16 protein-coding genes and 1 pseudogene are annotated in these 24150 nt (G+C 59.6%); 15 read left to right on the top strand and 2 right to left on the bottom strand.

Annotation, left to right across the window (positions count from 1 at the left end; translation table 11 throughout):
* Positions 1-27 precede the first annotated feature (27 nt).
* The 6 genes from B0G52_RS28785 (at position 28) to B0G52_RS28760 (ending at position 12912) form a co-directional block, all read left to right on the top strand.
* Positions 28-909, top strand: a complete 882-nt coding sequence (locus tag B0G52_RS28785; protein ID WP_094049782.1) for a carbohydrate ABC transporter permease — start codon at positions 28-30, stop codon at positions 907-909.
* An 11-nt stretch (positions 910-920) separates the two neighbouring features.
* A complete protein-coding gene (locus tag B0G52_RS28780) occupies positions 921-1760 on the top strand; it encodes a carbohydrate ABC transporter permease (RefSeq protein ID WP_094049780.1) in 840 nt (279 codons plus the stop codon).
* Between the two features lie 61 nt (positions 1761-1821).
* The gene (locus B0G52_RS28775) at positions 1822-4746 is read left to right on the top strand and encodes an alpha-mannosidase (protein ID WP_094049779.1); all 2925 of its coding nucleotides are present in this window, start codon (positions 1822-1824) and stop codon (positions 4744-4746) included.
* A 95-nt stretch (positions 4747-4841) separates the two neighbouring features.
* A complete protein-coding gene (locus B0G52_RS28770; RefSeq protein ID WP_094049777.1) occupies positions 4842-10082 on the top strand; it encodes a glycoside hydrolase family 38 N-terminal domain-containing protein in 5241 nt (1746 codons plus the stop codon).
* Positions 10083-10098: 16 nt separating this feature from the next.
* Entirely contained in the window at positions 10099-11922 is a 1824-nt protein-coding gene (locus B0G52_RS28765; protein ID WP_094049775.1) for a gluzincin family metallopeptidase, read from the top strand.
* A 99-nt stretch (positions 11923-12021) separates the two neighbouring features.
* Entirely contained in the window at positions 12022-12912 is an 891-nt protein-coding gene (locus B0G52_RS28760; RefSeq protein ID WP_369827153.1) for a 5'-3' exonuclease, read from the top strand.
* 183 nt (positions 12913-13095) lie between these two features.
* Here B0G52_RS28760 and B0G52_RS28755 read toward each other — a convergent pair whose 3' ends face one another.
* Entirely contained in the window at positions 13096-13680 is a 585-nt protein-coding gene (locus B0G52_RS28755; RefSeq protein ID WP_094049772.1) for a transposase, read from the bottom strand.
* Between the two features lie 252 nt (positions 13681-13932).
* Here B0G52_RS28755 and B0G52_RS36745 point away from each other — a divergent pair.
* From B0G52_RS36745 to ssuD, 9 genes and pseudogenes are all read left to right on the top strand, one after another.
* Positions 13933-14295 (top strand): annotated as a pseudogene (locus B0G52_RS36745) (ATP-binding cassette domain-containing protein); the annotation flags it as partial.
* A gap of 106 nt (positions 14296-14401) precedes the next feature.
* On the top strand, positions 14402-14686 hold the full coding sequence (locus B0G52_RS36740) for a hypothetical protein (protein ID WP_369827154.1): 285 nt from the start codon (positions 14402-14404) through the stop codon (positions 14684-14686).
* Positions 14687-14728: 42 nt separating this feature from the next.
* Positions 14729-15529, top strand: a complete 801-nt coding sequence (locus B0G52_RS28745; protein ID WP_094049770.1) for an ABC transporter permease — start codon at positions 14729-14731, stop codon at positions 15527-15529.
* A 24-nt stretch (positions 15530-15553) separates the two neighbouring features.
* The gene (locus B0G52_RS28740) at positions 15554-16621 is read left to right on the top strand and encodes an ABC transporter substrate-binding protein (RefSeq protein ID WP_158223920.1); all 1068 of its coding nucleotides are present in this window, start codon (positions 15554-15556) and stop codon (positions 16619-16621) included.
* Between the two features lie 31 nt (positions 16622-16652).
* Positions 16653-17774, top strand: a complete 1122-nt coding sequence (locus B0G52_RS28735; protein ID WP_094049766.1) for an acyl-CoA dehydrogenase family protein — start codon at positions 16653-16655, stop codon at positions 17772-17774.
* 3 nt (positions 17775-17777) lie between these two features.
* Complete coding sequence (locus B0G52_RS28730; protein WP_094049764.1) at positions 17778-19154, top strand: LLM class flavin-dependent oxidoreductase; 1377 nt, start codon at positions 17778-17780, stop codon at positions 19152-19154.
* Between the two features lie 2 nt (positions 19155-19156).
* Entirely contained in the window at positions 19157-20551 is a 1395-nt protein-coding gene (locus B0G52_RS28725) for an LLM class flavin-dependent oxidoreductase (protein WP_094049762.1), read from the top strand.
* Positions 20548-21990, top strand: a complete 1443-nt coding sequence (locus B0G52_RS28720) for a 4-hydroxyphenylacetate 3-hydroxylase family protein (protein ID WP_094049761.1) — start codon at positions 20548-20550, stop codon at positions 21988-21990. Before B0G52_RS28725 ends, B0G52_RS28720 begins: the two co-directional genes overlap by 4 nt.
* Positions 21991-22012: 22 nt before the next feature.
* Entirely contained in the window at positions 22013-23155 is a 1143-nt protein-coding gene (gene ssuD / locus B0G52_RS28715; RefSeq protein ID WP_094049759.1) for an FMNH2-dependent alkanesulfonate monooxygenase, read from the top strand.
* A gap of 102 nt (positions 23156-23257) precedes the next feature.
* Here ssuD and B0G52_RS28710 read toward each other — a convergent pair whose 3' ends face one another.
* The gene (locus tag B0G52_RS28710; protein WP_158223919.1) at positions 23258-24133 is read right to left on the bottom strand and encodes a helix-turn-helix domain-containing protein; all 876 of its coding nucleotides are present in this window, start codon (positions 24131-24133) and stop codon (positions 23258-23260) included.
* Between the last annotated feature and the right edge of the window lie 17 nt (positions 24134-24150).

Genomic DNA, 24150 nt, shown 5'->3' with positions numbered 1-24150 from the left:
CCCCATTCCCTTCAAGGAGTTGTCGCAATGGAAACGACGCGGAAAGGGTATTACGGATGGCTGTTCGCCATGCCCTGGCTGCTGGGGATCGCGATCTTTTATTTGTACCCGCTGCTTTCATCCTTCTATTACAGCTTCACCAAATTTAACGGCTTCGACGTGACCGGGTTCGTCGGCTTCGCCAATTACGTCGAACTGGTCAAAGACGAGCTGTTCTGGATCTCGGTCCGCAACACGTTCTACTATGCGCTGCTGGCGGTGCCGACCGGTTTGATCCTGGGCGTGTTCCTGGCGATCATGCTGAACGTGAAGACAAGGCTGCAGGGCATCTACCGGGTCATCTATTTCATTCCGACGCTGGTCCCGATCGTCGCCTGCGGCGTCATCTGGCAGTGGCTGCTCAACGCCCAATTCGGAGTCGTGAACTACTTGCTCTACGAGGTCGGCCTGCCTCAGCCCGGCTGGTTCAGCAGCGAAATCTGGTCGATGCCCTCGCTGGTTCTGATCGCGCAATGGTGCGTCGGCTCGGGCATTATCGTCTTTCTCGCGGGGCTGCAGGATATTCCGGGCGATTACTACGAAGCGGCGACGATCGACGGCGGAGGCCACGTTCGCAAGTTCTGGCACATTACGCTGCCGCTCATGTCTCCCGTCATTTTGTACCATGTCATCATGGCGCTGATCGGAGCGCTTCAGCAGTTTATTCTCCCGTTCATCGTGACCGGAGGCACCGGCTCGCCGGCCAACTCCCTGCTGTTCTACAACATGCTGCTGTACAAGAAAGCGTTCGCGTTCTTCGAAATGGGGCATGCCAACGCAATGGCGTGGCTCATGTTCGTCGCCGTCATGGTGCTGACGGTTGTTCTGAATTGGAGTTCGAAACGATGGGTTCATTACATGGGCGATTAGGGGGTGGACATATGAACAGCGTACGGCAAGTCAATTGGACTTCCAAAATCGGTGCTCATGCCGTTCTGGTTCTTTTCAGCATATTTTTCATGGTCCCTTTCTTTATTCTGGTTTCCACTTCCTTCAAGACCCAGCCGGAGACGTTCGTCTACCCGATCAAGTGGTTTCCCGAAAACTTGCATTATGAAAATTATCTCGACGTGTTTAACGTCATTCCGTTCTTTCGGTATTTCTTCAATACGAGCTTCATTACGATCATGAACGTGATCGGCGTGCTCTTCAGCTGTCCGCTGGCGGCTTATGCGCTGGCGCGGCTGCAGTGGAAAGGAAGAGAACTCGTCTTCTACATTACGCTCGCCGTTATGATGATTCCATATGCCGTGACGATGGTTCCCGTCTATATGATCTTCGCCAAGCTGCAGATGATCGGAACGTATTGGCCGTTAATTCTGCCGGCGTTTTTCGGCGCTCCGTTCTTTATTTTCCTGCTTCGCCAATTTTTCAAAGGATTGCCCAAGGAGCTCGAAGATGCCGCCCGCGTGGACGGCTGCAACGAGATGAAAATTTATCTCCGAATTTTCCTGCCGCTGACGAAGCCGGCGCTGCTCACGATCATCATCTTCCAGGTCATCAACTCCTGGAACGATTTTATGGGGCCGCTGCTCTATTTGCAGGAATCGGGCATGTACACGCTGCAGATCGGCCTTCAGCAGTTCAAAACTTCGCACGCCACCGACTGGCCTGCTCTGATGGCGGCTTCCGTGCTGATCTCGCTGCCGATTATCGTGCTGTTCTTCTTCGCTCAGAAGAGATTTATGGAAGGCATTACGTTTACAGGAATCAAAGGGTAAAGGGTAAAGGGAAAGGGCCAAGGGCTATGGGCAAAACACGAGAGATGGGACGGGATAAACGATGAACGGAATTCCGGCTATGCTTGCCGAGCTGAAGAAGCTGCTGCCTAAGGAGTACGGGATGTGGCAGCCTCCGGGCGACGGCAAAAGAAATTACTGGACCGCGCGCGCCGCCGGCCAGCTCGACTACGCGGCGAAGCTGTCCGGGGTTCTCGGCGGCCGCTACGACGAGCTGATCGGAGAAGTGTTGAGCGCTCTGCTGGCGGAGCTGGAAGAGGAAGGCGCGATTACGAAAAAAGCGGTGCTGGATGCCGAGCGGAGACTGGCTCCGCTTGCGAAGGACGCAAAGCGCTACAAGGCGGTCTGCGTCGCGCACGGTCATATTGACATGAACTGGCAGTGGGGCTGGGACGAGACGGTAGCGGTGACGCTGGATACGTTTCGCACGATGCTGAACCTGATGAACGAATATCCCGGCTTTACATTTTCGCAGTCGCAGGCGGCCGTCTACCGAATCGTGGAGCAGTACGACGCTCCGATGCTCGAGGAAATTCGGGCAAGGGTTCGCGAGGGACGATGGGAAGTTACCGCGGCTACGTGGGTGGAAGCGGATAAAAATATGCCGAGCGGCGAAAGCCTGACCCGGCAAGTGCTGTACAGCCGCAAGTATTTGTCGGAGCTGCTCGGCATCGACCCCGACGGGTTGAACCTGGACTACGAGCCCGATACGTTCGGCCACAGCGTCCATGTTCCCGAGCTGCTGGCGGCGGCCGGAGTGAAGTACTACTATTTCTGCCGCGGGCATAACGGCAAGTCGCTGTTTCGCTGGCAAGCTCCTTCGGGCCGGTCGGTCATCGCCTACCGCGAGCCGATGTGGTACAACGACAACATCGAGCCCTGCTTCGCCGCGTTCATTCCCGAGCTGTGCGAGGAATACGGCATCGACACGATGCTGAAGGTGTACGGGGTCGGCGATCACGGAGGCGGTCCGACGAGGCGCGATCTGGAGCTCATCCTCGACATGCAGACGTGGCCGATCTACCCGGAGCTGCGCTTCGGCACGTATGCGGAGTTTTTCCGCGCAATCGAGCAGTCGGACGCGGAGCTGCCCGTAGTCGAGGGCGAGCTTAATTTCGTGGCGCCGGGATGCTATACGTCGCAGACGCGGATCAAGACGGCCAACCGGACGTCCGAGGCCGGTCTGAACGAAGCGGAGCTGTTCGGGGCGGTCGCGCGGCTGCAAACCGGGGCGCCGTACGCCGGAAGAGCGTTCGAGCTGACTTGGCGCGATGTGCTGTTCGCCCAGTTTCACGATATCTTGCCCGGCTCCGGCGTCGTCGAGACGAGAGAGCATGCGATGGGCAAATTCCAGGAAGCGATGGCAACGATCAATGCGGCGAAAAAAAGCGCGCTGACGAAGCTGGCGGCTTCGATCGACACGTCGGGACTGGCCGCCGTGCGGGACGAGCTGCTGGATTCGGTGTCCGAAGGGGCGGGCGCCGGATACGGAGCCGGTTCGTTCGGCATTACGCAAGCGGAGGCGGGGCGCGGCCGCGATCGGATCTATCATCTGTTCAACCCTTCGCTGCACGACCGGGAAGAGGTCGTCGAATTGACGATATGGGATTGGCTCGGCGACGTGAAGAGAATCGCGGCGACGGATGCGGACGGCAACCGGCTCGTTCATATGGTGCTCGACTATGGGCTGAACCGGTACTGGGCGCACCATTACGCGCGCATTCTCGTCCGCGCGGCCGTGCCGGCGGGCGGGTATGCGACCGTCGTCGTCTCCGAGAGCGACGACTTCGAGACGGAAGCCGTCGTCTCCAACCTTCCGCGCACGTCGGAGCACGAGCATGCCTTCGTTCTGGAGAACGACCGTTTGAAGGTCGTCTTCGACAACGTCGACGGCAGCATCGTCTCGCTGGTCGACAAGAGCTCGGGGCGGGACTATGCGGACAAGACCAGGCCCGCGGGCATTTTCCGCTTCATCGAAGAGGAAATCGGCGGAGGCAGCGCTTGGGACGTCGGCCGTTATGCCGCCGTTCGCCCGCTGGATCGCGGCGTTCGACTGAGCCGTCAACGATTCGGACCGGAACTGCAGTTCGATAAGATGTACGAGCGGTTTAAGGTGAGAAATGCGGCGCTCATCCCCGGGGAGCTGCGGCAATCGATCGTCTACGAGGCGGAGTTCGGCTCTTCGAAGCTCAAGGCCGTCATTTCGCTCGATTGGGGCAGCGACGAGCTGCGTTACGAAGTGGAGTGCGATTGGCGCGAGATCGGTTCGCAAGCCGAACGCCGCGTTCCGCAGCTCGGGTTCCATATGCCTCTGAATTACGCCTGCTCCTCCTACCGGTACGATGTGCCGTCCGGCACGATCGAGCGCGGCGGCAGGGATATGGACGTGCCGGGCAACAGTTGGGCGCTCGGCGTCTGCGGCGAGGCGGGCGCCAAATCGGTGATGCTCGTTACCCGTTCCAAATACGGCTTCCGGGGGGTAAACGATTCCTTGTCCCTGACGTTGATTCGCGGCTCCTTCGATCCGGACCCCTATCCCGAGTTCGGCCTGATTCGCTTCGGGTTCTCGGTAGCCCTTGCCGATGCCGGCTCCAACCGGGCGCTGCTCGAGCGGGCTTACGCCTGCAATCATCCGTTCAGCGTCGTGTCCGGGACGGTCCGGTCAGGCTCTCTTCCGGCGACGCGCGGCTTCCTCGAACTGCTGGAAGGAAGCGTGGCGTTATCCGCGGCGAAGATGTCGGAAGAAGGAGACCGCTTCGTGCTGCGCGTCTATGAGACCGAAGGAAGCCGGACCAGGGCGGCCTTCAAGCTGCCGAGGGAGGCGGCGCGCGCCTGGATGGCCGACGTTCACGAACGTCCTCTGGAGGGCGGCTTGCCGGTGGATATCGCCGGAGAGAGCGTTTCTTTCGAAGTCGCGCCTTACGGCATCGCCACGGTGTGCATTGAATTTTCGCCGGAACGGACTTGAAGGGAAAATGGATGCCGTCTGCGTCGCCCTGCTTCATCAACCCTGTTGAACGGCATATGAGATAAATATTTCCGCTGTATAGAGGAGTTGAAACGATGTTCGGAAAAGCTTCAAAAGCCGTTGCTTCGTTCGCGGCAGCTTTGATGATCTGGAGCGGCGGCGCCGGCGAGGCGCTGGCGTACGGCAAAACGCACGAGGTGTACGTCGTGCCCAACGCGCACATCGATACGGCATGGAAGTGGACGATTCCGACTACGATCGTAGGGGACGGGAATCCCGAGACGTATCTGTACAACACGTGGAACAAGCATAGAAACTTGATCAACAGCAATCCCGATTATAAGTTCAATGCATCTTCTGCTCAGCATCATGCCTGGATTCAGGAATATTATCCCGAGCTGTTCAACGATATCAAGATTAAGGAAGCCCAGGGGAAGTGGGAGCTGGCCGGCGCCGCATGGGTTCAACACGAAACGATGATCGCTTCCGGCGAGAGCATCGCGCGTTCGTACCTGCTCGGCCAGAAATATTTCAAAGAGCAGTTCGGCAAATACGTCGATCACGCCTTTCTGCCGGACACGTTCGGCATTTCCTGGATCGTTCCGCAAATTTTGAAGGATTCCGGGGTCGAATCGCTCATGGTCACGCGAATTTCCGCCGTGAACGACGATCTGTTCCGCTGGAAAGGCGTGGACGGCACCGAGCTTATGACGTACAGGCCCAAGTGGATGTATCCGAACGGCGGCGATTTCTGGCAAGGGGGAGTGGATGCGCGCAACGGGCTGCGCTACCGATTCGACACGGTGCTGGACTATCCGAACAGCCTGGGGCTAAATAAAGGCATGTATTTGCTCGGAGCGGGCGATGCCGGAGGCGGGGCCAATCAGAATCAGATCGACGCGATTGCCGACATCAACGCCGATTCCACTGCGCCTGTTGTCAGTTACAGATCTGTAAGCGAATACAATGACGCATTCACGCAAACGCAGAAGGATCTGTCCCCGCTAAGGGAGCAGGAGCTGCTGCTGAAATCGACGCACGGTACGTTCACCAGCCAAGCCGCCGTAAAGAAATATAATCGGCAAGCCGAAATCGCCCTTGAAGAGGCGGAGAAGCTGAACAGCGTTGCCATGTGGCTTGGCGCGGCCGATTATCCTTCGCTTAAGCTGGACATGGCCTGGAAGAAAAAGCTCGTCAACGATTTTCACGACATCTTGCCGGGCACGACGACTCGCGAGCCTACGGAGGAAGCGTGGAACAATTACGAAATCGCGCTTAATTTGATGAGGAGCAGCGTGGACAATGCTCTCGAGGGCATTGCCGGTCGTGCGGATACGACGGGGGACGGCGTGCCGGTCGTCATCTACAACGCCTTGTCGTTCTCTCGCAGCGATGTCGTCGAGACGACCGTTACGTTCAATTCGTCGTCGGACTACGTCAAAGTTTACAACGAGAGCGGCGCGGAAATTCCATCGCAGGCCGTCAAGCAAGGGAATTCCTTCAAAGTCGTATTTATCGCCCAGAACGTTCCGTCGCTCGGCCATCTCGTCTACCGCGTCGTTCCGTCTTCCACGGCGGGCAGCTACAGCACCGGCCTGTCTTCGGGCGGATACGCGATGAACAGCAACAAGTATACGATCGAGATTAATCCGGCCAACGGGAATATTAACAGAATTTACGACAAGGTCAACGGCAAGGAAGTGCTGTATCCGAACAGCGAAGTAGAGCTTCAGCGATTCCAGGATTCCGACCAGCCCTGGGATATCGATTACAGCGTCGTGAGCAGCGCTCCGACTGTGATCAACAGTACGCCCAAGAGCATCGAGCTGATCGAGACCGGACCTGTCCGCAACGTTTACCGGGTAACGAAGTATGACGGAAAATCGACCTACACCCAGGACATTGTTCTGTATTCCGGACTTGACCGGATTGATCTGCCGACGACGGTCGACTGGCATGAAGGAGCGAAGCTGCTGAAGGTCGCGTTTAAGCTCAGCGATTACGCGAAGTCACCGCTGACGACGTATGATTTGTCCTACGGAGCTGTCGCCAGGGGGATTAACAGCATTGGGGAAGGCGCTTACTGGGATTTGGACGATCATTATCCGATGGATCCGTTCATCGCGCCTCGCAAATACGAAGTACCGGGCCACAAGTGGGCCGACGTATCGTCCGCAACGAACAATTTCGGCGTCAGCATTCTGAACGACAGCAAATACGGCTGGGACAAGCCGGACGAGAATACGATCCGCTTGTCCTTGCTCAGATCGGCCAGAGACCTGGATTCGGTTCAGGACGAAGGGCGGCATACGTTCACGTATTCCGTGTACAGCCATTCCGGCGATTGGAGATCCGCCAATACGCCGCAGCAGGCGCACTCGCTCAATGCTCCCCTGCTGGCGCTGCCGACGACGGCTCACAGCGGCTCGCTCGGCAAATCGTTCTCCTTCGCATCGGTCGACAAGCCGAATGTGCTCATAACGGCCATCAAGAAGAAGGAAGATTCGAATGATTTCATCGTTCGTCTGTCGGAGACGCAAGGGGTCGATACGGCCGGCGTGAACGTTGCGTTCAACGGAAGCCATGCGATCTCCTCTTACGCCGAGACGGATTTGCTGGAAGACGACAGGCCGTCGTTGGAACAGGACGTCTCTATCAGCGGCAACGTACTGTCTACCAATTTGCACAAATACGAAGTCAAGACGTTCCGCGTCAGCCTGTCCAGCCAGCATTATTCGAATACGAACCCGGTCGTCACGCGGATTGCATTGGGCGGTCAATACAATCTGGACGGGATGAGCCACGATTCGAACCGCAACGACGGGAACGTCGACGGAGCGGGAGGATCGTATTCGGCCGATCTGATGCCTTCCACGATTACGAGCGAGAGCATCAGCTTCGATATGGGGCCTTCCACGCCGGGGCAGAACAACATGATTCAAGCGCTCGGTCAGAATGTCAACTTCAACGTGTGCGGCACATGCACAGGCTACAATTATTTGTATGTGCTGGCTGCCGCAGCGGGAGGCGGAGTGCCGTACGGAACCTTCACGGTAAATTACAAGACGGGCTCGCCTGCGAGCAAGGACCTGTACGTGACCGATTGGACGCAGCGCATCGGCGCATTCAACCGCGATGTCGCGACCGACACGATTGCTCACGTATTTACGCACAATCATCAACAGAACAGCGGCAGCGGGCACGACAACGTCGCCAAGGATAATTTTATGTTCATGTACAGAATCCCGCTTGATTCGGCTCGCGTACCGGATTCGCTTACACTGCCGAACAACGGAGTCATTAAAGTGATGGCTTTGTCGCTGGCCAGCGGAGGCGGCGCGGGCATCGCGCCGGACACGCAGGCGCCGACTCAAGTAACCGGACTGACGGCAACGGCCGAACATGCCTATAGCGGCAAGGTGACGCTCTCTTGGAACGCCGCATCCGATAACGTCGGCATCCAGCGCTACAGCATTTACCGCGATACGTCGGTCGGCTTCGCGCCGAGCTTCATGAACAAGATCGGCGAGACGCCAGCGACGACTTTCGAGGACAAGGTGGCCGGACATGCGACCTATTACTATAAGGTCGCGGCCGAAGACGCCGACAACTCGGGTCCCGTTTCTTCGCCGGCACAAGCGCTCGCGGGAGAATCCCTGAATCTGCCTTACAACGCGGACGGCTTCAGCTACGACCATGCGAGAAGCGACGGCAACTTCGACGGCTCGGGCGCGGCTTTCCTGGCAGACGGTCTGGACCCTTGGGAAGCTGTCGTCACCTATGGGGATACGTCCTACAAGCTGGGACCGCTGAACGGCAATCTCAACAATCTGGTAAATACGAATAGCGGTTCGCCAACCTACATCGGCTTGGGCGTGCCTGGTCCATTGACTTCCATTCAGTTGTTAGGGGCGGCTTCGTACGGCAATAAGTCGGCTTCGGTTACGATCCACTACAGCGATTCGTCGACCAGCGCCCATGCCGTTACGTTCAGAGACTGGTGCTCGAATCCGTCCGGAGAAACCGTCGTCATGGAGCGAAAGTTCAGACATCAAGGCGGCATAGACCAAGAGATTTTAACCGGCTGTTACTTATACCAGTATTCGCTGACACCGGACGCGGGCAAGACGGTAACCGGCATTACGCTGCCCGCCGTCGCCAATATCCATATTGCGGCGATAGCCGTCAAGCCGGACGGTCCCGCGACGGAACCGCCGGAGCTAGAGGACGTTCAGATGAACTTGGGCGCGGATTCGAATTTCAACGAGGATGCGTTCAGCTTCGATTCGAATCGGGAAGACGGCGATTACGATGAAGACCCGACCCCGACGACGTTCCCGGCGGACGGACTTGGCGCCGCTCTCCGCTATAACGGCACGACTTACAGTTTAGGTCCCTTGGACGACGGCCAGCTTAATTCCGTGAAAGCGCTCGGCCAGACTCTGGCGCTGCCAAGCGGGGAGCAAAGCGTCTACTCGGCGATTAAGCTGCTCGGCTCCGCTACTTTCGGGGATCAGACGAATCAGGTGTTCAAAGTCCACTACTCGGATTCGAGCACGAGCCAGAACGAGCTGACGATTAAGGACTGGTGCTCGGCTGCGGGAACGGCCGCCGCGGTCGTCAGCGCGCCGAACCGGCATAGCGGCAACACGGAGCAGATCATGTCCACCGGCTGCCATCTGTACGAGTACACGCTGACGACGGCTCCCGGCAAAACCGTGCAAAGCATCGAGCTGCCGAACAATCCGAGAGTGCACGTTCAGGCGATTACGTTGAAGAGGCAGGTTCAGGTCGATTTGGCTCCTTACTTCAATGAAGACGCGTTCAGCTTCGATGCGAATCGGGGAGACGGCGATTACGATGAAGACGCGGACAAGTCGACTTACCCGGCCGATGAGTTATCCGGCTCCTCGCCGGTATATTCCGGAACGGCGTACAGCTACGGTCCTCTGGAGGACGCGAGGAACAACTCCGTATACGCCGACGGCCAGACGATCCAGGTCGGGGCGCCGAACGTCTACTCGGCGCTCAAGCTGCTCGGCTCCGCGACGTTCGGCAATCAGACGAACGTGCCGATTACGATCCATTATGCGGACGCCTCGTCCAGCTCGCATACGATTCCGGAAGTGAGAGATTGGTGCGCGGCGCCGGGGTCGGCCGCGGTCGTCGAGAGTTTCGACCATCGGCATAACAACGGCGCCGATCAGCCGATGTCCTCGACCGGCTGCCATATTTACGAGTTCGCTCTGACGCCGTCCTCGGGCAAAGCCGTCGTGAGCGTCACGCTGCCGACGAACCCGCGGGTACACGTGCTTGCTATGACTCTCGTTCCCTAGCTTGGAGGCTGTGCGGATGATTCCATTGAAAGGCGGGGCCTCCCCCGCGAGGCTTAGCATACGCGCGCCGATCGCGCTGATCGCCCTGCTGGCATTGGCCGCCGCGGGAGCGGCCGCCGTCTTCGGATTCGCGCTGCCGCGGTCCGGCGGCGCCGGTGCCGCGTACGCTTACCGCATCGAACCGCTGTCCGCGGCCGATCAGACGGTTCGCGTCTCCCTGGAGGCTGCGGGCATTGCCGGAGAACAGTCCGTCCGTCTCGTCGCCCTCGGCGTCGACGTCTTCGATCTCGTCGCCGCCGATCCGCAAGGAAACCGCCTCGCGCATACGGCCGGGAACGGCCTGATCGACATCGCCAGCGAGGGCCGCCCGGACATTCACATCGAATACAGCGTCCGACTGGGCGACAGCGGCAAGCACGGGCGCGCCGGAGTGCTGGACGATCGCCTGCTGGCATTCGCCGGGGAGCAGGCGATCCTGCTGCCTCTTCAGGCTTATGCGGCCGACGATCGGGAAGTCGAGCGCAGCCTCGGGCAGGTAACGATAGCGTACGAGGTGCCGCAGGATTGGACGGCCGTCGTTCCGTTCCCGGCCGAGGACGGCAGCGCGACGAGACTGGACGGCCCTACCTTTCACGACTTGCTGATGCTTCGCAAATCCGCCATCGCCTTCGGCCGGCTTGACAAGCTCTCCATTGCCAAAGGAGAAGGCTTCCTCGACGTCTACTACCCGACCAGCCCGGGACTGCCGCCGAACGGGAAGCCTGACGAGGAAACGATGGGCGGACTGAGCCGACTATACGACTTCTATGCTTTGCTGTTCGGCTTCGATCTGCCGCGTATGTCAATCGTGATGCTGCAGCCAAGTTCGCAAGGCGGCGACTACGTTTTTGCCGGCGCAGGCGCTCAGATGATCGGGACGACTTTCGATACGCACAGCAAGCGCGACTGGGAGCTGATGGGGCACCGTTTCTTTCATGCATTCTTCGACTGGAAGGTTACCAGCAAGCTGTATCAGGCGCCGCCTAGCCAATGGCTGTACGAGGGACTGGCGACGTATTACGAGACGGCGTCGATGAGCGCGCTGCCTGAGAGCCTGAAGCTCAGACTGGGCACAAACGTCGGAGAGAGCTTCTCCTCGCTGTACCGCAAATACGTCTATATGACGCTTAAGGACGCTTCTCTGCTGGGCTTCGCGCCGATGGAGGAAGACAGGATCGCCGATTCATACGGACTTCTTGAATTTCTTCATTATACGAAGGCGCCTCTGGTCGTTCGGGCGATCGAGGAACGCAGCTTCGAGCTGTACGGGGAGAGGAACCGCATGCTTCAGGCGATTCTGGAGCATCCGACGGGCGAGGAACTGCAACTGAGCGCGATCGTTCATTACGCGCTGGGCGACGAGACCGACAAGTTCGCGGCCCGGTATTTGTTCGGCAAGGAGCTGCTGCCGCTATGGGAGCATACGGACGGCGGCGCGGAGAATCCGGAAGCCGTCATATCGGAGCTGAACGGGACGGAGGCGATTCTCGCTTCCTGGCTGAGAGAGGAGAGAGCGGATTATCCGATCGATCGGCTCGGCGCCGAATCGTTGGACCGGCTCGCGGAGCTTGCCGCCCGGCGGCAAGTCCGCTTCGCTCCGGAGGAGACCGAGCGCAAGGTGGAGGCGATGTCTCCGACCGTATACAAGCTGCTGAAGCAATACGTGCTGCGAGCCGAGGTGGCCGGAGTGAAGACGGACGATCCCGAGCTCAGGTTCAAGCTGATGAACGACAAGACGGCGGCGGAAAAATGGGAGAAATTCCTTCTCTCCGTTCGGAACGACCCGGTTGGCGGACTCTAGCGTACATGATACTATACTAGGGTGTGTATGCAAACTCCTCGGAGTATGCATACACGCCCTAGGGAAAGGAAAACGGTTTTCAGGAGCGGAGAGATCAGTTTGAACGAAATCAACCCGAAAGTGATGCTCGTCGACGGAATGGCGCTGCTGTTCCGAGGCTATTATGCCAACGCTTACGGAGGATACATTCGCAAGACGAAGGCGGGGCTGCCGACGAACGCGGTGTTCGGCTTTGTCCGGTACTTGCTCGACGCTTGCCGTACATTCGGCCCGTCGCATATCGTCTGCTGCTGGGATATGGGCAGCAAGACGTTTCGCACCGAGAAGTTCGACGCCTACAAGGGAAATCGCCCGGAAGCTCCGGCGGACCTGATCCCGCAGTTCGATCTCGTGAAGGAAGTCGTGAGCGGGCTAAGCATCCCGAACGTCGGCATTTCCGGCTACGAGGCGGACGACTGCATCGGGACGCTGTCGAAGCAATTCGGCCGGCATATGGACGTCTACGTGCTGACCGGCGATCACGATATGCTGCAGCTCGTCGACGAGCGGGTTAAAGTCGTCATCATGAAGAAGGGGCCGTCCAACTACGCGGTGTACGACAAGGAGAAGCTGCTGGAAGAGAAACAGCTTACTCCGCAGCAATTTATCGACCTCAAGGGACTGATCGGGGACACTTCGGACAATTACCCCGGCGTCAAAGGGATCGGCGAGAAAACGGCAACGAAGCTGCTCATCGAGTACGGCTCCATCGACGGCATTTTGGAGAATCTGCATCTGCTGCCGAAAGGCGTCAAAGCGAAGATCGAAGCAGACGTCGAGATGCTGCACCTATGCCGCGAATTGGCAACGATCTATTGCGAGGCCCCCGTCGCCTGCTCCGTGGAGGATTCGCATTGGCGGCCGGATCGTGCGCAGATCGCAACGCTGTTCGAGGAGCTGGAGTTCAACAGTCTCGTCAAAGAGGTCGGCAAGCTGATAGAGGTATCCTAAGTTCATCCATCCTATTGAAAGAACCTGCACGCGGGCGAAGGTATGCCGGGGATGCAGGTTCTTTTTCTATTATGAGAAAATTTTAATTTATTGTTACTGAGGCGTAATGATAAGTGCGGATGGAGAGTCGAGTTGTCTTGATTTGGACACGAAAACGAAAAAAATAAGTTCGGCATTCCTGATTCAGTGATAGCCGCCGAACACGTCCATCCAGCCGTTGATGATCTTCAGCTTGGACAGCTCCTTCTCGCGACTGGAGCGCTGCGGCTCCATGCTTAAGCCGGCGAACAGGTAGGCGGGAAAATGGGCGGCGTCTCTGCGATCGTCCTCGAGCGGCGACCGTCTCCCGGAGGAGCCGTTGTTCATCCGGTAATAGAGCGTCGAGCGGCTCAACCCGAGCAGAGCGGTTTGCGTCCGGATCGGCAGTCCTCCGTCGTCCTTGGCGACAAGTTCGTTGCGATGCTCCTTGGGGAGTCTCGAGATCATCGCCTGTTTCAGCCACTCCAGCTGCAGGCGCAGCTTGTCGGCCTCCTCCTGCAATTCCCCGATCCTATGCTCGTACGCGGTTTTCAGTTCGTTTTCCGACTTGCGCTCGTTTTCGAACAGCTTGTGCATGTTTTGGACGGCATGATTTTTCCACCGGTTCAAGACGACGGGAGAAATCCGGTATTCCTCGGCCAATCCGGCGACGCTGACCTGTTCCTCAAGAAGCTTGGATAAAATGTGCGCCTTCTGGCTGGGCGTAAATCTTCTGCGTTTTGCCGCCATCTTTAATCCCTCCTTATCGTGGTCCAAATTTCAGTTCGCCCCCAGCTTGGATGAACTTGGCTATGTTTATTTTAGTGTAAAGGAGCCCGTTTCACAAGAATTAATCCTACTTGACACATAGGAATTTGGTAAATTAAGATTCCTATTAACCTGAAGCGGCGGAAGCTGCCAAGGGCGTTCTACTGACCAGACAACTGGAGGTTCGTTGAAATAGAGTTGGGACGGCGGGTTGCAAGGAGGAGGGAGACGGAAATGCAAGTGCTTGGCCTGAACAACGTATCGAAAACGTACAAAAACGGAACGATCGCCGTACAGCAGGCGAATTTGAGCGTTCGCGAGGGGGATTTCGTTTCATTCGTCGGGCCTTCGGGCTGCGGCAAATCCACGATTTTTCGCATGGCTGCGGGTTTGTCCGCGCCGACCGGGGGAGAAATAGAAATTCTCGGCGGGTCTCCGGACGAAGCGAGGAAGAGCAACGGCATCGCTTGCGTCTTCCAGGAAGCGACGCTGCTTCCGTGGGTGTCCGTGAGGGACAACATCGCGTTGCCGCTGCAGCTTCGCAAGCAGCCCAAGAAACGCCAGATCGAAGAGGCGGAACGGGTGCTGCATCTCGTAGGTTTGCAGGATTACGCCAAGGCGCTGCCGCGCGAGCTGTCCGGAGGCATGAAGATGCGTCGTGTCGATCGCGCGGGCGCTCGTCGCCAATCCGCGGATTTTGTTCATGGACGAACCTTTCGGCGCGCTGGACGAAATTACGAGACAGACGCTGCAGGACGAATTGCTGACGATCCGGCAGAAAACGGAGCGGATGACGATTCTGTTCGTGACGCACAACGCTTTCGAAGCGGTGTACCTGTCGAACAGGGTCATGGTCATGACGCCGCGGCCGGGAAGAATCGCCGGCGAAATCCGCATCGACGTACCGTATCCGCGCGGGGAGCGGTTCAGGGCTCATCCCGACTTCGGCCGTTACGTCAGCGAAGTAAGCGAATCGCTCAAGCATTAATCGGAATCGTGGGAACGATTCGAATGAAGGGGATTGTACGCTATGAACGCCATTAGAAGCGGAAAGCTCGGACGCATCGTCCCGCCCGTCGTCGCCTTCGTGCTGTTCGTCGGGCTGTGGCAGCTGATCGTCGGCCAGGCCGGCATTCCGCCTTACATGCTGCCGAAGCCGACCGACATCGTCGCATCGGTCGGAGACAACTGGAGAAGCTTGCTCGGCTCCGTCTATACGACGGCGCTGGAAACCGTGATCGGCTTTCTGCTCTCCGTCGCCGGAGGCGTATTGGGAGCGATTCTGCTGGCCAGCTCGAAAGTGATCGAGAGAAGCGTCTATCCGTACGCGATCGTGCTGCAGACGATTCCGATCGTCGCCGTCGCCCCGATCATCGTCATCTGGTTCGACGCGGGGCTGAGGTCGATCGTCATTATCGCTTTCCTGATCGGCTTCTGCCCGATGCTGTCCAACACGCTGATCGGGCTTAACTCCACGGATCAACATCTGAAAAACCTGTTCCGCCTCTACAACGCCTCGAAATGGCAGACGATGTGGAAGCTGCGCATTCCCGCGGCGCTTCCTTACATCGTGGGCGGCCTCAAAATTTCGTGTTCCCTATGCGTCATCGGCGCGATCGTCGGGGAATACGTCGCCGGCGTCGGCGGAGGGCAGGGCGGCCTCGGCTACGCGATCACATATGCGGCGATGCGGATTCAGACGCCGTATCTGTTCGCCTGCGGGCTGATGGCCTCGCTGCTCGGCATTGCTTTCTATCAGCTCGTGAATTGGTTTTCCCGCAAGCTGCTGGGCTCCTGGCACGAGTCGGAGCTCGCGCCCGACAACGATTAAATTTTATCCGAAGGAATGATGAAGATGATCAAAAAACCGTTCAAATTAACCTCTTTATTGCTGCTAACGACCGTCATCCTGGCCGCTTGCGGCGGCAAAGCGGAGCCGGGAGCATCCTCAGCCTCGTCGGAGTCTGCCAAGCCCTCCGCTTCCGCGCCGCAGTCGCCCGCAGCTTCCCCTTCCGCCTCGCCGGAGGAGAAGACGAAGGAGCTTCGCAAAATCACCGTCCAGCTTGGCTGGTTCGCCGAGCCGGAATACGGCGGGGAATACGCCGCGCTGGTCCAGGGGTATTTCGAGGAGGAAGGTCTCGACGTGACGATCAAGCCGGGCGGACCCAAAGTGAACGGCCGACAGATCGTCGCCACGGGCAACGCCGAATTTGGCTTCGCCAAAGCCGACACCGTGCTGCAGAACCGCGAGGAGGGGCTGCCGATCGTAGCCGTGGCCGCCGCTTTGCAAGGCTCGCCCCAGGCGCTCATTTTCCATAAATCGCAGAACATTCAATCGTTCGAGGATTTGAACGGCCGCACCGCCTTCTTCGTTCCCGGGGTGCCGGCATACGAATACGTGAAGAAGAAATACAATTTGCAATTGAAGGAGCAAGTGACTGACGGAACGCTCGTGCGCTTCCTTGCGGACGAGACGTCCCTGCTGCACGGCTTCTCCACCTCCGAGCCGATTACGCTTAAGGAACAGGGCGTGGAAGCGGTGCCGTTCCTGCTGTCCGAGTCCGGTTACGATCCTTACGAGATTACGATCATCACGTCGGAAAGCTTCCTGAAGGAAAATCCGGAGGTCGTCAAAGGCTACTTGCGCGCCGTGAAGAAAGGCTGGGCGTATTACTTCGACCACTTCGAGGAGGTGAACGTGCGCATTCACGAGGACAACAAGGAATTGCCGATCCCCGCGATGAATGAGCAGGCCGTCGCCTACAAGCCGTTCGTAACGGGAGGCGACGCGGCGACGGAAGGATTCGGCGTCATGAAGGAAGAGCGCTGGGAAGAGAACAAGAAGCAGCTGCTGGAAGTCGGCCTGCTCAAAAACGACGTCGACGTGAACGAAGCGTTCACGACGGAATATTTGCCGAAATAACGCACAGAACGCGCGACGGAGGAAACTACCTATGAGCACCCTGATATCGCATGCGAAGGAGCAGCGCTGGATCGATCTCGCGTCGGAGCTGTCGGCGAAGTTCGCCCTGACGGCGGCCGAGATCGACCGGAACGCCGAGCTGCCGAAGGACAATTTGCGGGAGCTGTTCGAGCGCGGGCTCGACACGGCGATTCTTCCAGAGGAGAAAGGCGGTGCGGGCATCTCGTACCGGACGTTCGGAAGGATCGTGTTCGAGATCGCCAAAGGCTGCCCGTCCACCGCTTGCGTCTGGCTGATGAACACGGCCGCCGCCGAATCGCTGATCACGCTCTCCTCGCCGGAGAGATCGGAGCATTATTTGCGGGAGTGGAAACGGGGCAAGCGCTTCGCCAACGCGCTTAGCGAGCCTTCCTCGGGCAATCTGTTCCTGAATCCCGTACAGGAGGCGACGTCTCTCGGCGACGGCGACTGGAGCCTCGACGGAGCGAAGCGCTTCGTCTCCGGCGCCGAGCTGGCCGACTACTTCCTGATCAATGCGAGCATTGACGGCCAGCCCGCCTTCTTCGGCGTGGAACGGGACGATACGGTCGACATTCACGACATCTGGGACGCGCTTGGCATGCGCGGCACGCGGAGCCAATTGATCGGCTTCCGCGGCACCCGGCTCCAAGCGGCCAACCGCTTCGTCGAGGCCGCGTCCCCGCGCCAAAATCTGATTGCGCTCGGCTTGCCGTGGCTGTCGCTCGGCATCGCCCAGGCGGCGTACGACGCGCTGATCGCGCAGGCGAAAGGGAAGAAGCTGGCCGACGGCAAGCCGCTCTCCCATGTGCAGTGGATTCAGTATGAGACGGCCGACGTCCACGTTCGCCTGAAAGCCGCCAAGCTGCTGGCCGACCGGCTGCTGGAGCTGGCGGACGAGGGCTCCCAGGAGACGATCATCGTCTCGATGGAAGCCAAAATATTGGCCAACCAGATCGCCAAGGACGCAGCCGATCTCGGCCTGCGCGTCGGAGGCGGGCTGGCGTTCACGCGCGCGCTGTCCTTCGAGCGCCATCTGCGCGATGCCCAGGCGGGCGGCTTGATGGCCTACTCCAGCGAGCTGTGCCGGCTGTACGTCGCCAAGAACGAGCTCGGCGTCCAGGAGCAGGGCTGAGCGATGGCGAAGCAGATCCGCTTTAACGCCTTCGATATGAACGCGGCCATGCACAATTCGCACGGCTTGTGGAAGCATCCCGACAACGAGCGGCATCGCTACAAGGATTTGCGTTACTGGGTCGAGCTGGCGCAGCTGCTGGAGCGGGGACTGTTCGACGCCTTGTTTCTCGCGGACGTGTACGGGTTTTACGATGTGTTCCGCGGCAGCCGCGACGCCGCGCTGCGGGACGCCGTCCAGGCCCCGATCAACGATCCGGCGCTGATCATTCCGACGATGGCCTACGCAACCCGGCATCTCGGCTTCGCCGTGACGGTGCCGACGACGTACGAGCATCCTTACGCCCACGCGCGGCGGATGACGACGCTGGATCATCTGACGAACGGCCGTATCGGCTGGAACGTCGTTACGTCCTTCCTTCCGAGCGCCGCCCGCAATTTCGGGCTGAACGGGATGATCGGACACGACGAGCGCTACGAGCAGGCCGACGAATACATGGAAGTCGTCTACAAGCTGTGGGAAGGCAGTTGGGCCGAAGACGCCGTCGTTCGCGATCCGGCCGCAGGCATCTATACCGATCCTCTCAAAGTTCGGGAGATCCATCACGAAGGGAAGCATTACCGGGTTCCCGGGCCGCATCTGAGCGAGCCTTCGCCTCAGCGAACCCCGGTCATTTATCAGGCGGGCGCGTCGGAGAGAGGCAGGGCGTTCGCCGCCAAACATGCGGAATGCGTGTTCATCGACGGCCATTCCTTCGAGAGCATGAAGTTTTACGTGGACGATATCCGCGCCAGAGCGGCCGCTTACGGCAGGGAGCCGGACGACGTGAAAGTGTTCATGGCGCTCAGCACGATCGTGGGGACAACGGAAGCCGAGGCGGAGGAGAAGTACCGGGAATTGACCGCTCTAAGCAGTGCGGACGGCCCTCAGGCCATCTACGGCGGATATACGGGAATCGACCTGGCGCAAGGCGATCCGAACCAGATTTTGACCTATCGGGCGACGGATCACGGGCAGACGGTCATGGCGAGGTATACGAAGCTGTCTCCGAAGGAGATGACCTACGGGGAAGTAATCGAGTCCGTTACCCGAATTGGCGGACGGACCGTGCTGCTCAAAGGCTCGGCCGAGCAGGTCGCCGATCAAATGCAGGAGTGGGTAGAGAACACCGGCATCGACGGCTTTAATCTCGGTCACCTGGTCACGCCGGGGAGCCTGGAGGAAATCGTCGATCTCGTCGTTCCGGTCTTGCAGGAACGGGGTTTATACAAAACAAGCTACGAAGCGGGCACGATGCGCGAGAAGCTGTTCGGAGCCGGCCGCGCCCGGCTGCCCGAGCGGCATCCCGGCGCGGAATACCGCTTCGCGCGAGGGGAATGAACATGGGGAAACAAATACTGCTTAACGCATTCGATATGAACACGGCCATGCACAGCGCGCACGGCTTATGGAAGCATCCCGCGAGCGAGCGGCACCGCTACAAGGATTTGCATTATTGGGTCGAGCTGGCGCAATTGCTGGAGCGGGGCTTGTTCGACGCCTTGTTCCTGGCGGACGTGTACGGATTTTACGACGTGTTCCGCGGCAATCGCGACGCCGCGCTGCGGGACGCCGTCCAGGTGCCGGTCAACGATCCGTCCCTGATCATACCGACGATGGCGTACGCGACGGAGCATCTGAGTTTCGCCGTCACGATTCCGACAACCTACGAGCCTCCTTACGCCCATGCGAGAAGAATGTCCACGCTGGACCATCTGACGGGAGGCCGGGTAGGGTGGAATATCGTCACTTCGTTCCTGCCGAGCGCCGCGAAAAATTTCGGACTCGATCAGGCAGTCAATCACGATCGCCGCTACGAGGTTGCGGACGAATACATGGAAGTCGTCTACAAGCTGTGGGAAGCGAGCTGGGAGGAGGACGCCGTCGTGCGCGACGCCGTGCGCGGCATCTATACCGATCCTTCCAAAGTTCACGAGATCAATCACGCCGGACCCTACTACAACATTCCGGGGCCGCATCTGAGCGAGCCTTCGCCCCAGCGCACGCCCGTGCTGTATCAGGCCGGGACGTCCGCCAAAGGACGGGAGTTCGCCGCCAAGCACGCCGAGTGCGTGTTCATCGACGCGCACAACTACGAGAGCCTGAAGTTTTACGTCGACGACATCCGGGCGAAGGCCGTCTCCTACGGGCGCAAGCCGGAGGACGTAAAAGTGTTCATGGCCATCAACTCCATCGTGGGCCGGACGCGGGCGGAAGCGGAGGAGAAGTTCAGGGAATACACGGCCCTGCGCAGCGAAGACGCGCCTCAAGTGCTGTACGGGGGCTTCAGCGGCATCGACCTGTCGAAGTACGACCGCTCCGACTACTTGTCGTACTTCGCGTCCGATCACGGACAGGCGGCCGTGGCCCGGTTCACGACGATGTCGGAGAAGCGGATGAACGTGGGGGAAGTCGTCGACGAGATCGTCAAAATCGGAGGACGAAGCGCCCTGCTGTTCGGATCGGCCGAGGAGGTCGCCGATCAGATGCAGGCTTGGGTGGAGAAGACGGGCATCGACGGCTTTAACCTTGCCCATCTCATTACGCCCGGCAGCTTGAAGGACATCATCGATCTGGTCGTGCCGATCTTGCAGGAGCGCGGCGCGTACAAGACGGAATACGCCAAGGGCACGATGCGCGAGAAGCTGTTCGGACCCGGCGCAAGCCGTCTGCCGGACCGGCACCCTGGCGCGGCCTTCCGGCGCGCGAGCGCGGCGAAGGAGCGATCCGGCACATGACATCGAGAGGACAACGCTTTCTGGACAGTCTGCAGGATGGCAGGAACGTATGGGTAGACCAGGAGAAAGTGGTCGACCTGCCGGGGCACCCGGCATTCTCCGGAACGCTCGCCACGATCGGCCGACTGTTTGACCTGCTTGACGATCCCCGCCGCAGAGACTATGTCGGGTATGCGGCGGGCGACAGCGGCAAGTTCGCCCACAGTTCTTTTCTCGTGCCTTACACCGCGGAGGATCTGGCGAAGAGAAGCCGCGCGTTCGCTTATTGGGCCAAGGAAACGAACGGCGTCATGAGCCGTCTGTCCGATTACGCGCGTTCGCTCGTCGCGGGATGGTACGGCTCGCGCAAGCAGCTCGGCAAGCTGGACGCCGGGCTGGAGGCGAAGATCTCCGCGTACTACGAGGAAGCCCGGGACAACGACCGCTTCCTGACGACTTCGCTGCTGGACCCGCAGATCGACCGCTCGAAGGGGCTGGACGATAAAAGGATCGCAGAGCGCTATTTGCACGTCGTCAAAGAAACGAAAGAAGGCATCGTGCTGAGCGGAGCCAAGATGATCGCGACGGGCGCGCCCTACACGCACGATTTTCTCATTTTCTCGTTCAACAAGCTCGATGCCCGGCATAGCAAGCATGCCCATGCGCTGATCGTGCCGGCAGGATCGGAAGGGCTGCACATCGTCTGCAGGGAGTCGTTCGCCGAGCCTGACGGGCAGGATCATCCGCTCAGCTCGCGCTATGACGAGATGGACGCGGTGCTGCTGTTCGACGAGGTGCTCGTTCCGTGGGAGCGGGTACTGCTGAACGGGGACGCCGACGCCGTCTGGAAGCTGCGCTCGCATGTGCCTTCGAATTCGCTGGCGTTCCATCAGACGGTCGTTCGCTTCGTCGCGAAGCTGGAATTCGTCGCCGGGGTGACGTTCGCCGTCGCCGACGCGATCGGGGTGAACGGTTTTCTCCATGTTCAGGAGAAGCTCGGGGAGCTCATCACGCAGATCGATACGGCCAAGGCGCTGCTGATCGCTGCGGAAGCGCAGGCGAAGCCCGATCCGGCGACGGGGATGTGGCTGCCGGAGGCGACGTTCATCGATACGGCGAGAAGCATCGGGACGAAGCTGTATCCGCGCGCGATCGAGATTTTGCAGCAGGTCGGCGGAGGCGGCTTCGTTCAGACGCCGGCCCGGATGAGCCAGTTCGACGGGCCTCTCGGCGATCTGCTGAACCGCTACTTCGAAGGGGTGTCGGTCGGCGCCGAGCAGAAGGTCAGGCTGTTCAAGCTGGCCTGGGATTTGATCGGAAGCCCCTTGGGCTCGCGGCACGAGCTGTACGAAAGGTTCTACGCCGGAGACCCGGTAAGGAGCTACGCCAACCAATATTTAAGCAGCGACAAGGCCGCGCTGATCGATCCGGTATGGAAGCTGCTGAGGCAAACGCGCTAGTCAGGAAAGGGGTTTGAAGGAAATGGAAGTGTTCTGGTTCATCCCGACCCACGGGGACGGAAAATATTTGGGCACCGGCCACGGCGCCCGGGCGGTCGACTTCGACTACATGAGCCAAATCGCCAAAGCGGCCGACAGTCTCGGATTCGGAGGCGTGCTGCTGCCGACGGGCAAATCCTGCGAAGATCCGTGGATCGCGGCGTCCGCGCTTATTCCGATTACCCGGCGGCTTAAGTTTCTCGTCGCGGTCCGGCCGGGACTCATGTCTCCGACGATCGCGGCGCGAATGGCGTCGACGTTCGACCGGATTTCGGGCGGACGGCTGCTGATCAACGTCGTAACGGGCGGCGATCCGGTCGAGCTGGCCGGGGAGGGCCTGCATCTGAGCCACGATGCCCGGTACGACTTGACGGACGAATTTCTGACCGTATGGCGCAAGGCGCTGCAGGGCGAAGAAATCGACTTCGCCGGCGAGTACATCCGCATCGACGGGGGCAAGGTGCTGTATCCGCCCGTGCAGCAGCCCTATCCGCCGCTTTATTTCGGCGGTTCGTCGGAGGCGGGCCACAAGGTCGCAGGCCGCCATGTCGACGTCTATCTGTCCTGGGGGGAGCCGCCGGAGCAGGTGGCGGAGAAGATCGCCGTCGTTCGCGAGCTGGCCGCGCAGCAGGGAAGGAAGGTGCGCTTCGGCATTCGTCTGCACGTCATCGTCCGGGAGAAGGAAGAGGACGCCTGGAAAGCCGCCGAGGAGCTGATCGGCTACTTGGACGACGAGACGATCGCCGGAGCGCAGAAAATATTGGACCGCTTCGATTCGGTCGGCCAGCGGCGGATGATGAATCTGCACGGGGGCAGCCGCGAGGCGCTGGAAATCAGTCCGAATCTGTGGGCGGGCGTAGGCCTCGTGCGCGGCGGAGCCGGCACCGCGCTCGTGGGGGACCCGCAGACGGTCGCCGACCGCATGAAGGCGTATGCCGAGCTCGGCATCGAGACGTTCATCCTGTCCGGCTACCCGCATCTCGAGGAAGCGTACCGGACGGCCGAGCTGCTCTTCCCGCTGCTTCCTCTGGCGAACAAGCAAGAACGGCCGGCTGGCAATTCGTATATCAGCCCGTTCGGAGAGATGATCGCGAACAATGAAATTCCGAAGGCGAGCGCGCAATGACGGCTATGCCGCCTATTGGAATCGATGATTGGTTGAAGACTCACAGTCAAATCGGAAGCGAAAACGCACTATTCCAATAAAGCCGCCTCCTCGCGCAGTATGCTATTGTGGAGAGGCGGCGCGATGCTCTTTGCGGTAATCCCGGGCGGAAGCCCGGGTTATTTTTTTGAACGTTTTGCCGAAGTGGGAGAAGTTGTCGAAGCCGGTCCGGGCCGCGATCTCCGTAATCGGAAGCTGGGTCTCGCGAAGCAGCCGCTGAGCCTCCTTGACCCGCGTCAGGTTCAAGTAGTCGATCAGGGTGAAGCCGGTCGCGGCCTTGAACGATCGGCTCATATGGTACGGGCTGATGTAGAAGCGCTCGGCCAGCTCCCCGATCTTGATTGGCTCGCCGTAGCTGGCGTTCAGGTAGCGCACGATTTCAGACATTTTGCGGTGCATCGGGGAGCTGAGAGAAGCTTCCGGCGCATGGCCGGCGTGAACGGCGCGCGCGGAGAGCAGCAGCAGCTCGGCGACCGCCGTCTTCAGCGCCAGCTCGAAGCCGGGCGGCCGCGTTCTGAGCTCTTCGAGCATGCGGCTTGTCAGCGCGTCGAGCCGCAGCCGCTGCTCGCCTCGCAGTCGGACGATCGGCGCAGCCGCCTCGAAGGGGCCGAGCAGCAGCTCGGCATGCTCGCCGAGCGCGTCCCGAACATAGCGGTCGTCGATATGGACGACGATGCGCTCGTGGGCGGGATCGCCGGCGAGCAGCGTCCGGTGCAGCGCGTTCGGGCCGATGAACACGAGGTCGCCCGCTTCCACGGCGTACGTCGAATCGCGCACGAAATAATCGCGCGTGCCGGACAGCAGGCAGTACAGCTCGAAGTAGGAATGGAAATGATGCACGTCCATTGTGAAGGGCCGGGTGCGCCGCACGTATTCGATGTAAAAGGAGTCGTACAAGCTTCCGTGTTCGAGCCTCTCCGGCAAGGGCGACGTTGTCAACGCTGCTGCACCTTCTT

Origin of the sequence: Cohnella sp. SGD-V74, assembly GCF_003001675.1 — a bacterium.
Classification (GTDB): domain Bacteria; phylum Bacillota; class Bacilli; order Paenibacillales; family Paenibacillaceae; genus Cohnella.
Note: the sequence above shows the minus strand (reverse complement) of the source record. Positions and strands in the feature narration are given on the sequence as shown.

What these genes read in the sequence shown, in the direction of transcription:
- B0G52_RS28780 (WP_094049780.1), top strand. Translation starts at nt 921, where the DNA reads ATGAACAGCGTACGGCAAGTCAATTGGACTTCCAAAATCGGTGCTCAT.
- B0G52_RS28775 (WP_094049779.1), top strand. Translation starts at nt 1,822, where the DNA reads ATGAACGGAATTCCGGCTATGCTTGCCGAGCTGAAGAAGCTGCTGCCT.
- B0G52_RS36740 (WP_369827154.1), top strand. Translation starts at nt 14,402, where the DNA reads ATGGACGAACCTTTCGGCGCGCTGGACGAAATTACGAGACAGACGCTG.
- B0G52_RS28720 (WP_094049761.1), top strand. Translation starts at nt 20,548, where the DNA reads ATGACATCGAGAGGACAACGCTTTCTGGACAGTCTGCAGGATGGCAGG.
- B0G52_RS28745 (WP_094049770.1), top strand. Translation starts at nt 14,729, where the DNA reads ATGAACGCCATTAGAAGCGGAAAGCTCGGACGCATCGTCCCGCCCGTC.
- B0G52_RS28770 (WP_094049777.1), top strand. Translation starts at nt 4,842, where the DNA reads ATGTTCGGAAAAGCTTCAAAAGCCGTTGCTTCGTTCGCGGCAGCTTTG.
- ssuD (WP_094049759.1), top strand. Translation starts at nt 22,013, where the DNA reads ATGGAAGTGTTCTGGTTCATCCCGACCCACGGGGACGGAAAATATTTG.
- B0G52_RS28755 (WP_094049772.1), bottom strand. Translation starts at nt 13,680, where the DNA reads ATGGCGGCAAAACGCAGAAGATTTACGCCCAGCCAGAAGGCGCACATT.
- B0G52_RS28785 (WP_094049782.1), top strand. Translation starts at nt 28, where the DNA reads ATGGAAACGACGCGGAAAGGGTATTACGGATGGCTGTTCGCCATGCCC.
- B0G52_RS28735 (WP_094049766.1), top strand. Translation starts at nt 16,653, where the DNA reads ATGAGCACCCTGATATCGCATGCGAAGGAGCAGCGCTGGATCGATCTC.
- B0G52_RS28725 (WP_094049762.1), top strand. Translation starts at nt 19,157, where the DNA reads ATGGGGAAACAAATACTGCTTAACGCATTCGATATGAACACGGCCATG.
- B0G52_RS28730 (WP_094049764.1), top strand. Translation starts at nt 17,778, where the DNA reads ATGGCGAAGCAGATCCGCTTTAACGCCTTCGATATGAACGCGGCCATG.
- B0G52_RS28740 (WP_158223920.1), top strand. Translation starts at nt 15,554, where the DNA reads ATGATCAAAAAACCGTTCAAATTAACCTCTTTATTGCTGCTAACGACC.
- B0G52_RS28765 (WP_094049775.1), top strand. Translation starts at nt 10,099, where the DNA reads ATGATTCCATTGAAAGGCGGGGCCTCCCCCGCGAGGCTTAGCATACGC.